Annotated in this window: 10 protein-coding genes; 6 read left to right on the forward strand and 4 right to left on the reverse strand. The window is 69.1% G+C overall.

Annotated features, from left to right (window positions below):
* From VF794_RS04055 to VF794_RS04065, 3 genes are all read right to left on the reverse strand, one after another.
* A partial coding sequence (locus tag VF794_RS04055) for a hypothetical protein (protein ID WP_331107856.1) occupies positions 1–903 on the reverse strand: 903 nt, incomplete at its 3' end.
* Entirely contained in the window at positions 897–1,316 is a 420-nt protein-coding gene (locus VF794_RS04060; protein ID WP_331107857.1) for a hypothetical protein, read from the reverse strand. The genes VF794_RS04055 and VF794_RS04060, both read right to left, overlap by 7 nt.
* Positions 1,313–1,858: a type II secretion system protein gene (locus tag VF794_RS04065; RefSeq protein WP_331107858.1), complete on the reverse strand. Its 546-nt coding sequence runs from the start codon at positions 1,856–1,858 to the stop codon at positions 1,313–1,315. Before VF794_RS04065 ends, VF794_RS04060 begins: the two co-directional genes overlap by 4 nt.
* Positions 1,859–2,031: 173 nt before the next feature.
* Here VF794_RS04065 and VF794_RS04070 point away from each other — a divergent pair, with 173 nt between their 5' ends.
* From VF794_RS04070 to VF794_RS04095, 6 genes are all read left to right on the forward strand, one after another.
* On the forward strand, positions 2,032–2,757 hold the full coding sequence (locus VF794_RS04070; protein ID WP_331107859.1) for a hypothetical protein: 726 nt from the start codon (positions 2,032–2,034) through the stop codon (positions 2,755–2,757).
* Positions 2,758–2,909: 152 nt separating this feature from the next.
* Positions 2,910–4,169: a styrene monooxygenase/indole monooxygenase family protein gene (locus VF794_RS04075; RefSeq protein ID WP_331107860.1), complete on the forward strand. Its 1,260-nt coding sequence runs from the start codon at positions 2,910–2,912 to the stop codon at positions 4,167–4,169.
* Between the two features lie 104 nt (positions 4,170–4,273).
* Positions 4,274–6,190 carry a discoidin domain-containing protein gene (locus tag VF794_RS04080; protein ID WP_331107861.1) on the forward strand — a complete coding sequence of 639 codons (1,917 nt, stop codon included), beginning with the start codon at positions 4,274–4,276 and terminating at the stop codon, positions 6,188–6,190.
* Between the two features lie 89 nt (positions 6,191–6,279).
* The gene (locus VF794_RS04085; protein ID WP_331107862.1) at positions 6,280–7,308 is read left to right on the forward strand and encodes an alpha/beta hydrolase family protein; all 1,029 of its coding nucleotides are present in this window, start codon (positions 6,280–6,282) and stop codon (positions 7,306–7,308) included.
* Between the two features lie 227 nt (positions 7,309–7,535).
* A complete protein-coding gene (locus VF794_RS04090; RefSeq protein ID WP_331107863.1) occupies positions 7,536–9,161 on the forward strand; it encodes an RCC1 repeat-containing protein in 1,626 nt (541 codons plus the stop codon).
* A 225-nt stretch (positions 9,162–9,386) separates the two neighbouring features.
* Positions 9,387–11,444 (forward strand): serine/threonine protein kinase, encoded by a 2,058-nt coding sequence (locus tag VF794_RS04095; RefSeq protein WP_331107865.1) that lies wholly within the window; start codon positions 9,387–9,389, stop codon positions 11,442–11,444.
* 39 nt (positions 11,445–11,483) lie between these two features.
* Here the strand turns inward: VF794_RS04095 and VF794_RS04100 are convergent.
* On the reverse strand, positions 11,484–11,955 hold a 472-nt coding region (locus tag VF794_RS04100), incomplete at its 5' end, for a hypothetical protein (RefSeq protein ID WP_331107864.1).

An 11,955-nucleotide genomic window follows, 5' to 3' on the forward strand; every position in this document is an offset into this window, starting at 1 on the left:
CCAGGCGGTGCCGGTGGCGGTGCCGGTGGCGGTGGGGTCGGCACAGGGCGTGTGAAGCGAGAGGGTGGGAGAGCCCAGACCCACGGAGCCCCAGCACTGCTTGCGCTCCCACCAACCATTGTTGAGCTGGAAGAAGACGCGGTCCGGCGTGGAGATGTAGCCCTGGTTGGCGCCGCTGGAGACCAGTTCCTCGGGCACCACGTCGGTGAGCTGGAGGACGTACCGGATGCCCGCCGGTGGTCCTGGGTCCGCCACGTTCATATAGAGGCTGCTGGGGGAGATCTGCCGCTCCACCCACCGCCCCATGGAATCCGCCACGATGATGAACTCGGAGGTCTTGTACCGGTTGAGCGCCCACGGACACGTCCGGGCCTCCTCCGGGTTGTTCGCGCAATTGGTGGCGGCGCTCGTGGTGGAGTAGTCGAAGAGCTGGCTGGCGGTGTCGGTGGTGCAGAACCCGGTCCCCTCCACCACGTCACAGCTCCCGTTGGACTCGTTGAGCAGCGCCAGCCCCTTCTCCGGGCGCGGGATGGCCTGATCGCCCGCGATCTGGGAGAAGCCGTTGAAGGTGGAATCCGGCCGGGGCAGATCCGTGAGGAAGCCAATCCGATGGGCCTCCGCCACCAGGATGCTGGCGGGAAAGACGTTGCCCAGGCCCGAGCCCGTGCCCACCCGCTGGCCGCGGGGACGGCCGAGCCCGGCCTGCCTCAGCTCCGTGGTGAGCTGCCCCATCACCAGCGCGGCGCTGCGCTTCATCTCCGACATCCGCCGCTGCTCCTGCTGCTGCGTGACGCCGCGGACGAACAGGGCCAGCGCGGCGGACAGCATGATGATGGCCACCACGCTGGTCATCAGCAGCTCGATGAGCGTGAAGCCACGCCCCGAGCGTCCCCGCCTCACCATTTCAACACCACCATGGTCTGGGAGCGCTGGGCGAAGGAGAGGGTGACCGTGGCACGCCTGTACTTCAGGGTGCCGGCGGCTCCACCGACGGCGGTGTCGTCGACTTCGACCACGGAGACCTGACAGGTCCACCCCTCCGGAAGCTTCGACTTCGGAAGCGCCGAGAGGAGACAGCCCTTCTGGGGCACGGCGGGGTCCCACATCGCATCGGAGATGGGCAGCGCGCGGAGCTGCTCCATCTGGTCGACCAGGTGTTGCGTCATGCCCTGGTCCACCACCGCCCGCGTCACGTGCTCGTTGGCCGCCAGGAGGCCCGACAGCACGCTGCCGAGTGCCACCATCAGCACGGCACCGCCCACCATGGCCTCGATGAGCGCATAGCCCCGCTCGCACTTCTGGCTTCGGTCGCTCATGGACAATCCTCCAGGGGAGTCATCTCGCTGATGCACACGGGGCCGTGGGCCATCATCCGGACCGCCAGCTCCTTGCCACTGGGGGCCACCACCTGCAGCAGGGTCTCGCCCTCGCGGACCCGACTGTTCGGCCGCCACTCCGGCATGATTTTCGGCACGCGGACCTGCGTCTTGCCGGGCAGGGGCACCCACTCCACCTCCTCCACCTCGTCCTCCCCCGGCTTGCTCTTCAGATCGATCTCGCAGTCCGGCGTCTTGCGACGCATCAGGCGCAGCCGGTCTCCCGTCTTCCCGACGGTCGTCACCTTGACGGGTTTGCCGGTGGCGGTGGAGTGGATCTCGAGGAAGTGGCACCGCCCCGTCTCTCGCGCCGAGAGCTGGGCTCTCGATGCCGCCGAGGCCACCAATTCCGCCGCCTGACGGCGGTTGTAACGATCCCGCAAGGGCCCGAGCGCCGTCACGGACACCGCCGTGAGCAGCCCGAGAATGCTTACGGTGACCAGCAATTCTATCAGCGTGAAGCCACGCGACCTGTGCTTCATGGGGCCCACACTGTATCCGTTATCCTCACGGGCGTGAATTCCCCGTTCTCTGAGGGGAAACCGCCCGGCTGTCCGCTCCCCGGGACCGCCCCCCCCCACCGACCTGGAACGGCCCGGTCATGGAGGGGGACGTGGTATGTGCTCGCCCCCCTTTTTCCGGAGGACCCACACCCATGCGCATCTTGACCCTCGCCCTGCTCGTCCTCGCCACCGGCTGTGCGACGACCGGCAAGACCGCGGCCCAGCGCGCCGAGGAGATTCGACGCTACCGGGAGCAGAAGCCGACCGACGAGGCGGCCAGCGAGCAGGAGCAGGCCAGCGAGCAGGAGGAGCAGCCCGCGAAGCCGACCCCTCCGACCCCCCCGACGGCGCCCACCCCGCCCACGACTCCGACGGCCGCCGTGACTCCCGGGGCTCCGGCCGCCCCCGCGGAGCCTCTCGGCCCGCGCGCGGGCCTGTTCGGCATCCGCGCCACGCTGCTCGGCAACTCCCTGGCCCAGGGCCAGTCGGCGGGCTCCAGCTCGTCCCTGGGCATCCGCTACTTCGCCGGTGACTCGGTGAGCGTGGACGTGAACGCCGGCTTCGCCTACGCGGCGGTGAAGGAAGTGGACGTCATCGGCCTGTCCCTGGGCCTCGGGCTGAACATCTATGGAGGCACCCGGGAGCTGCCGCTCCGGCCCTTCTTCGCGCTCCAGGGCGCGCTCTCCCAGGTGGGCCGCGGCAACACGAGCGCCAGCGCGGTGTCCCTCGCCGTCGGTGGCGGGGCGGAGTACTGGCTCGCCCCCCGGCTCTCCGTGAGCGCCAGCCTGCTGCTGGGCGTCGCTTCCGTGCCGCAAGAGGACGCCTTCGTCATCGGGACGTTCCAGCCGGGACTGGGCGTGACGCTGTACACCAACTAGGTACCCTCCCCTCCTACCTCGGCCTACCCCGGGCCGGCCCAGCGGACAGCCCGCGGGCCTTCCGCTAACCTCCCCCCGTCTCCCTGGGGGGGACTTCCCTTCCGGATGCCACGCCTTCTCGCGCGCGCCCGGGCGAACACGGAGGAGCACGGATGGCAAGCATCGGCATCATTGGCGCCGGTACGGCGGGGCTGCACCTCGGGCTGAAGCTGCTCGCGAACGGCGTCCCCGTGACGATCTACGCGGAGCGGGACCCGGAGCTGCTCCGCTCGGGCCGGCTGCCCGGCAACGTGGCCCACCACGCGCCCACGCGGGCCCGGGAGCGCTCGCTCGCGGTGAACCACTGGGACAGCCATGACTTCGGCATGTTCCAGGTGAGCGTCAACGTGGGCGGCCCCCAGCCCTTCGGGTTCCGCGGCTACATGGACGACCCGAGCCTCTTCGTGGACTACCGTCTCTACCAGCCGCGCCTCCTCGAGGACTTCATGGAGCGGGGCGGCCAGCTCATCATCGACCCGGTGGACGCGGCGGGCGTGGAGACACTCGCGAGGCAGCATGATCTGGTGGTGGTGGCCACCGGGCGCTCCGGGCTGACCGCGCGCTTCCCGCGCATCCCCGAGCTGTCGCCCCACACCCGCCCCGCGCGCCGGCTCTTCGCCGCCCTCCTGCGGGGCGTGCGCGCCCCTCGGCCCACCGGACTGAGCTACAGCATCTCGCCCGGCCATGGAGAGATCTTCGAGGCGCAGATGATCACCCCGCACGGCCAGATGCCCTGCTTCCTCGCCGAGGCCATTCCAGGCGGCGCGCTCGAGCCGCTGGCGACCCGGAAGTACGAGGAGGATCCGCGCGGCTTCGACACCCTGCTGCTCGAGCTGGTGCGCGAGCACGCGCCCGAGACGTACTCGCGGGTGGAGCCGGCGGAGTTCGGGGTGCTGGGGCCGCTCGACTACGTGCAGGGAGGCTTCACACCGGTGGTGCGGCGCGGGTACGCGGCGCTCGGCGAGGGCCGCTTCCTGCTGGCGCTGGGCGACACGCACGTGACGAACGACCCCATCTCCGGACAGGGCGCGAATGCCGCCTCGGGCGCGGCGTTCGCCCTCGCGGACGTCATCCTGGATGCGCTGGCGGGTGGGTTCGACTTCGACGAGGACTTCTGCGAGCGCGCGGAGAAGAGCACCTGGGCGGAGACCCGGGCCATCACCGACTGGACGAACGCGATGCTGCAACCGCCTCCCCCCCACCTCCACGAGGTGCTCGTCGCCGCCAGCGAGGATCCGAACCTCGCCGACGTCGTCGTCAACACGCTGCTCACGCCGGAGCGGGCGGTGGCGACCTTCGCCTCGCCGGAGAGCGCGTCCGCGTTCCGTGCGCGGCACTCCCAGGCGGCCCGGCTCAAGCGGAGCGCGAGCTGACCCGAGGCCAGCGGGGGTACGCCTGAGTACCCTGCATCCAGGCAGACTCGAGGCCCGAGCCCGCGGAGGAATGCGTGGCCGGGCCTTCCGTTTGTGGACCCACGATGCACAAACGTCTGATCTCCTCTTCGTGTCTGCTGGGTGTGCTGCTGGCCACGGCGTGTGAAGCCCCTCCCACCGTCTCTCCCTCCGAGCCACCGGCCGAGGCCCCGTCCGCGGTCGCACCGCCTGCGGAGTCCCCGGCCCCGGAGAACCTGGGCCACGGCACGGACGCGCTCACCGCGAGCAACTGCCGCCAGCTCCCCACCACCCGCGCGACCGCCAGTGGCGATGATGGCGCGGGCAGCGTGGCCGCCAACACCCAGGACGACAACCTGCTCACGCGCTGGAGTGGCCCCGGCAAGGGCGCATGGCTGACGCTCGACCTGGGCAGCTCGCAGTCGCTCGCCGGAGCCACCCTCGTCTGGCACCAGGGCAACACGCGCCAGAACCACTTCACGCTCTCCACCTCCGCGGACGGCACCACCTTCACCCAGGCGTACGCGGCCGACAGCGCCCTGACGACCGCGGCGCAGACGTACCGCTTCACCAGCCCGCGCACGGCGCGCTACCTGCGCGTCACCGTCAACGGCAACACCGTCAACGACTGGGCCTCCCTCGCCGAGGCGCGCGCCTGTGGCGAGGACACCACCACGCCGACGCCGACGCCGACGCCCACCGCGCCCACCACGGACTCGGGGCCGGCGCTGCCGCGCTTGCCGTACCTGCAGAGCGTGGGCACCACCAGCGCGCTCGTGGCCTTCCGCACCGGCGTGTCCTGCACGCCCTTCGTCCGCTTTGGCGAGGGCACGGACATCTCGCGCACGGCCATGGCCACGGCGGCCGGCTGGCGTCACGCGGTGAAGCTGGACGGGCTCCAGCCGGGCCGGACGTACAGCTACGTGGTCGAGGCGTGCGGCTCGGTGACGGGCGTGCGCAGGTTCCAGACGGCCACCGGCCCCGAGACGACGCGCCTGCACTTCACGGCCATGGGTGACTTCGGCACCGGCGGCACGAAGCAGGCCGAGGTGCTCAAGCTGCTCGCGCAGTCGGGGCGTGCCGGGGAGCTGCTGGTGACGCTCGGGGACAACGCGTACTCCTCGGGCACCGAGGCCGAGTTCCAGAGCAACATGTTCAAGCCCATGGCGGCCCTGCTGCGCGAGGTGCCCCTCTTCACCTCGCCGGGCAACCACGAGTACGTGACCGACCAGGGCCAGCCCTACCTGGACAACTTCTACCTGCCGGCCAACAACCCGGAGAAGAGCGAGCGCTACTACTCGTTCAACTGGGGCCCGGTGCACTTCGTGTCGCTCGACTCCAACTGCGTCATCGGCCTGGCCTCGTCCGACCGCTGCACGCTGGCGGCGCAGAAGAGCTGGCTGGCCCAGGACCTGGCCGCCACGCGCCAGCCGTGGAAGGTCGTCTTCTTCCACCACCCCACCTGGTCGAGCGGCGAGCACGGCTCGCAGCTGAAGATGCGCCGCGAGTTCGCCCCCCTCTTCGAGCAGTACGGGGTGGACCTGGTCCTCATGGGCCACGACCACAACTACGAACGCAGCAAGGCGATGAAGGGGGACGCGGTGGCCGCCTCGGGCACGCGCGGCATTCCCTACTTCGTGGTGGGCAGCGGCGGCGCCAGCCTGCGCGCCTTCCCCGGCGCGCAGCCGAGCTGGACGGCCTTCCGCGACAACACCAACGCGGGTTACCTGGACGTGGTGGTGGACGGCGGCACGCTGAGCGCGAAGTTCATCATCGTCAATGGCACGGTGCGCGACAGCCTCACGCTGACGAAGACGGTGACGGCCACGGCGTCACAGCCCTCCAGCGTCTCGACGATGTCGCTGGAGACGCCCCCGGGCCCGGTGGACGACCCGAACCGGCAGCCCGCGTACATGCGCGCCGCGCCGGTGCCGCCCGCGGACACGCTGGAGTCCGTGGCGGACGCGCCCGAGCCGACGTCGGGCACCGCCGAGCAGCGGTAACGACGGCCCGCCACCGGGCGGCGGGGGTTGTACTTCCCCCACCGCCCGAACGGGGCCAGGATGCGGCGGCACTCTCCGGGAGCCCGAGAATGAACCGCATGCACTGGCTGGACGCACTCGTCGCGCGGCTCCAGATGCCGCGCCAGCCACGCTTCTTCGAGGACGGCTGGGGCTCCAACACGCTGCTGGAGAAGCTCACCCGGGGCCCCCAGGGCTTCGCCTTCCCCGAGCTCTCCGAGGTGACGCTGCGCCACCTGCCGCCGGAGGGGCGCCTGCTCGTCCAGGAGGGCCGCTTCACCAGCCCCGCCGCGGTGGGCTCGCTGCCCGCCTCGTGCCAGGAGGCGCGCTTCCACCTGCTGCTGCCCCGGGACGCGGGGCCCCTCCCGCCGGTGTGCGTCTTCCTGGCCGCCTCCGGAGACGAGGGCTTTGGCGTCCGGCGCTACCTGGCCCGGGAGCTCGCCCGACACGGCGTGGGCGCGCTGCTGCTGGAGAATCCCTACTACGGCTCGCGCCGCCCGCCTGGACAGAAGGGCCCGGCGGTACGCACGGTGGCGGACCTGCTGCTCATGTTCCGCGCCACGGCGGTGGAAGCGACGGCGCTGCTCGGGTGGCTGCTGGCGCGCGGTCACCCGAAGGTGGGCGTCTCCGGCTACAGCATGGGGGGCAGCATCGCCGCCTATGCCGCGGCCATGTTCCCCCTGCCGGCGGCCGTCATCCCCCTGGCCGCGGGGCACTCCGCGGCCCCTGTCTTCACCGAGGGCGTGCTCTCGGCGCTGCCCGACTGGGAGGCGCTGGGGCGCACCACCGGGGGCCCGGAAGCGGCGCGCCAGCGGCTGAACGAGATTCTCTCCGCGGCCGCCACCACGGCGCTGCCGCCCCTGTCCAACCCACGCCGCGCCATCTTCGTGGCCGCGCGCCAGGATGGCTTCGTGCCCTCGTCCTCCACGCTGAAGCTGCTCCAGCACTGGCGCGGGGCCGAGCTGCGCTACCTGCCCGGAGGCCACGTGAGCGCCTTCATCATGGGACGGTCGGCCATCATCCGCGCCATCCTCGAGGCCTTCTCCCGCGTCGAGGCGCTCCAACTGCCTCCCGAGGAGCAGCCCGCGGACCCGACGTGAGGCCCGGCCCCAGCGGGCACCGTGGAATGCCTTTCCGTGATATTCCGCCCACCTCCATGAGCATATCACCCCTCTTTCACTCGGGGACTCCCTGCGTCCTGCGAGTGGGCCTCCTGGCCTTGATTCTCCTCGTACCGTTGGTGGCACGCGCCCAGGGTTCCCCGGAGGTGCAGACCTACCTCTCCTCCATCAGTCGCCTCTACGAGAGCCTCGAGTACGAGCGTGCCTTGGAGCAGATCGCCAGCGCCAAACGCCTGACACGTGGCATCGAGGATGACGTGGCCCTCGCCCTTTACGAGGGGATCATCCTCGCCGACATGGGCAAGGCCGATAAGGCCAGCGCCGCATTCAAGGCGGCCCTCTTCCTGAAGCCCGAGGCGATGCTGCCCGTGCAGGTGTCCCCCAAGGTGGAGCGGCTGTTCGAGAACTTGCGACAGCAAGTGAACCCGAAGCCCACACCTCGCCCCAAGGAGCCCGAGCCGCAACAGCCGGGTCCAGACGAAGCGGCTGTACCGCGGGCACCGGAGATCGTGCAGGCCCGCAGGCCGCCACTCGCCAGCGTGGACCAAGGAGTCCTCACCCTGCGCATCGAGGCGCGGGATGCTCGAGACAGCGCGCTCAAATTCTCCTGGGAAGCCAACATGGGCACGTTGGGACCTCCGACGAGTACCGCGACGACGAGCGAGGTCATCTGGAAGGCTCGCACCTGTGTACCCATGGGGGTCACGCCCACGGTGAAGGCGACGGTGACCAACTCTCAGGGCCTCTCCACCTCGACGAACTTCGCCGTTTTAGCCGCCCCTTGCATTGTCATGGATGCAGGTGACCAGCACTCCCTGAACGTGCGACCAGACGGCACGGTCTGGGCCTGGGGGAGCAATGTTTACGGGCAGTTGGGGGATGGATCGACCACCCAACGCGCTACTCCCATTCGGGTGAGCGCCTTGCGCGGCGTGGCCTCGGTGTCGGCCGGCACGCACCACTCGCTGGCGGTACTCAATGACGGCACGGTCTGGGCCTGGGGGAGCGGTCGGTCCGGACAACGGGGGGATGGGTCAACCACCGACCGCTTCGCGCCCGTGCGGGTGCGCTACTTGGACGACGTTGTTGCCGTCTCGGCGGGAAGTGGCCACTCCCTCGCGATGCACAATGACGGCACGGTGTGGGCTTGGGGGTACAACCGGTTCGGGCAACTGGGGGATGGGACGCTCACCAACCGCTCCATTCCCTCGCAGGTGAGCACCTTGAGCGGTGTGGTCGCGATCTCGGCCGGCATGCTCCACTCCCTGGCATTGCGCAATGACGGCACGGTCTGGGCCTGGGGCTACAACGAGTCCGGTCAATTGGGGGATGGGACGACCACCAACCGCTCCGCCCCCATGCAAGTGAGCGCCTTGAGCGGCGTGGTCGCGGTCTCGGCCGGCAACTTCCAATCATTGGCGTTGCGCAATGACGGCACGGTGTGGGCCTGGGGAAGCAACCGGTACGGACAACTGGGGGATGGGACGACCACCAACCGCTCCGCGCCCGTGCAGGTGAGCGCCTTGAACGGTGTGGCCGCGGTCTCGGCCGGCTACTTCCACTCATTGGCGATGCGCAATGACGGCATGGTGTGGGCCTGGGGGAGCAACCGGTCCGGGCAACTGGGGGATGAGACGACCACCCACCGCTCCGCGCCCGTGCAGGTGAGCGCCTTGAGCGGTGTGGCTGCGGTCTCGGCCGGCTACTTTCACTCGTTGGCATTGCGCAATGACGGCTCGATATGGGCCTGGGGGAGCAGCCAGTACGGGCAACGGGGAGATGGGACGACCACCGACCGCTCCACCCCAACACAGGTGCGCAACGAACGGTGACGACAATCCCCCTGTGATGCCCCAGGAGGGGCAGGCGGCCAGAGAAGCCCCCGTTCCCTACCTTGGAACGGGGCAGCGACCTGTCCGCCCTCAGGGCTACGCCGCGGGTCCTGCGTTCCCTTGTGCTTGGAATTTATGACACCCTCCCGCCGTGCAGGAGCATGACCTCGCGAGCGGCACCCAGATGGGGAGGCCAGGCTCGACTTGAGGAGGAGACGGTTCGTGATGCAGCCTGTTGGCAAGTACCAGTTGATCCGCAAGCTCGCCACCGGGGGTATGGCCGAGGTGTACCTCGCCAAGGCCGCCGGCCCCATGGGCTTCGAGAAGACGCTGGTACTCAAGCGCATCCTCCCGCACCTGGCCGAGGAGCCCGCCTTCGTGGAGATGTTCCTCTCCGAGGCAAAGCTGGCCGCTCGGCTCACCCATCCGAACATCGTGCAGATCTTCGATTTCGGAGAGACCGACGGCGCGTACTTCCTGGCCATGGAGTACATCGACGGACCCAGCCTGCGCACACTCATCAAACGTGCCTCGGCACAGGACATGCCCCTGCCGCTCACGGCGTGCGCCCGGCTCGTCGCCCACGCGTGCGAGGGGCTGGCCTTCGCCCATGACTTCACCGATCCGGAGACCGGAGAGTCGCTGGAACTCATCCACCGCGACATCAGCCCGGACAACATCCTGTTGTCCAAGCAGGGCGGGGTGAAGGTGGTGGATTTCGGCATTGCCAAGGCAGCCGGTCAGGGGCACAAGACCGCAAGCGGCGTCATCAAGGGCAAGCTGTCGTACATGCCGCCCGAGCAGGTCCGCGCCGAGCCCCTGGACCGGCGGGTGGACGTGTACGCGCTGGGTGTCGTCCTCTACGAGCTGCTCACGGGCCACAAGCCGTTCGAGTCGGGTTCCGAAGTCGGCCTGATGCGGGCCATCCTGACCCAATCACCCATGCCCGCGGTGCAGTTCCGGCCAGAGCTGCCCGACTCCCTGCGGCGCGTCCTGGGCCGGGCGCTCGCCAAGGATCGCGAACAGCGCTACCCGGACTGCCACGCGTTCCAGTCGGACCTGGAGGAGTTCATCCTCTCTGTCGGCAAGCCCGTGACGACTCAGCAGATCGCCCAGCTCATCGCCCAGGTTGCCGCGAGCACCGACCGCTCGACGCCCACGCCCCAGCCGGGTACTCCTCCCGCTGGACCGACTCCCTCGGTCTCCCCCGTCCTCACGCAGCCTTCCCCCACCGCGAAGACGGACGTGGAACCCAGCCCCGCGCAAGGGACAGTGAAGCTGCGCAAGCCCGAGGCCATGAAGCAGAAAGCGTCCGAAGCGGAGACGGCGAAGCTGCGCAAGCCCGAGGCCATGAAGCAGGAAGCGTCCGAAGCGGAGACGGCGAAGCTGCGCAAGCCCGAGGCCATGGAGCAGGAAGCGCCCGAGGCGGAGACGGCGAAGCTGCACAGGCCCGAGGCCATGAAGCAGGAAGCGCCCGAGGCGGAGACGGCGAAGCTGCGCAAGCCCGAGGCCATGAAGCAGGAAGTGCCCGAGGCAGGCAGGGAACTGCCGACGGTCCCGGACGTCCGGCCGCGGCCGCGAGCGACCCTCCCCTCCACACGAATTCAGCGGCCCCCCCTGAAGCCTCCGCGAAAAGGCAACTGGGTCCCGATGACCCTCGCGGGGGTCGTGCTCATCGTGGCGGGAGGAGGAGTCGTGGTGTGGCGAATGCCCTCCTCCGCATCAGCCCCCCAAGAAGCGATGCGCGTGGCCGAGCGCGAGCCGCTACCCGCGATGTCTCTTTCGGTCGAGCCGCCCCCCGCCCCGGTTCCTGAACCGTCCACGAATAGTCCAGGTGCGCTGACTCCGGAGCGGTCCGATGGCGGCTCCCTTCTCGTGATCCAGGACACACCGACACCGCCGAAGGGTTCCTCCCCGGGGTCAACGCCTCCTCCCACCGAGGTCGCCGCCTCCCAGCCATCGCCTCAGGAGCCAAACGCATCCACGGGCGCGGGCTCTTCTAACGGTGACGTTCCCCCTGTAAACCCCACCAAGCCAAGTCCCAAGGTGTCGCCCAAACTCGCCGTCCGCAAGGGGACGCTCGAAATTCGTGTGAGGCCCTACGCCACCGTCTTCTTGAGTGGAAAGGAATTAGGCGACACGCCCATTGCGCCCATCGAGTTGGCGCCAGGGACCTACATCGTGACGCTCGTCAACAAGAGCATTCCGAAGACGGTGACAAAGAGTGTCGAGGTGAATCTCGGTGAATCCACCGTCCTCCCCGTCAACCTCTTCAACGAGTGAAGCAGACGGGAGTCCCGCCTTCCGGGAAGCACTGGTTCATCAGGGGAGGTGACGCAGTTGCCAGGAGTCGAGGGCGCGCGCTGCTTCCTTCAAATCCTTGTCGGTGAGGGCTGCCCGGATCTTCTGGCCAATCTTATCGAGTTCCCTGAGGGGAACGCGTTTGGAGGGGGATTCCCCGCGAAGGAACTTTTCTTGAAGGCGGAGGAGTTTTTGCATGAGCTGTTCAGTAGCATCGATGCTGTCAGCCTCCTCCTGGTGAGCGTAGCGTTCCTGATTCAACTCCGTGGGGCTCCTCTCCGCATTCGCAGCTCCAGGGGTGGGCTCCGCAGTCGGTAGCGGTGCCTCGGACCGAGGCAGGTGCCGTTGCTCCCAGGAGTCGAGGGCGCGCACTGCTTCCTTCAGGTTCTCGTCGGTGCGGACCGCTTGGAGCTTCTGGCCAATCTTGTCGAGTTCCCTGAGGGGAACACGTTTGGAGAGAGAACCCCCGCGAAGGAACTTCTCCTGAAGGCGG

It is taken from the genome of Archangium sp., assembly GCF_036389735.1.
Lineage (GTDB): Bacteria > Myxococcota > Myxococcia > Myxococcales > Myxococcaceae > Archangium.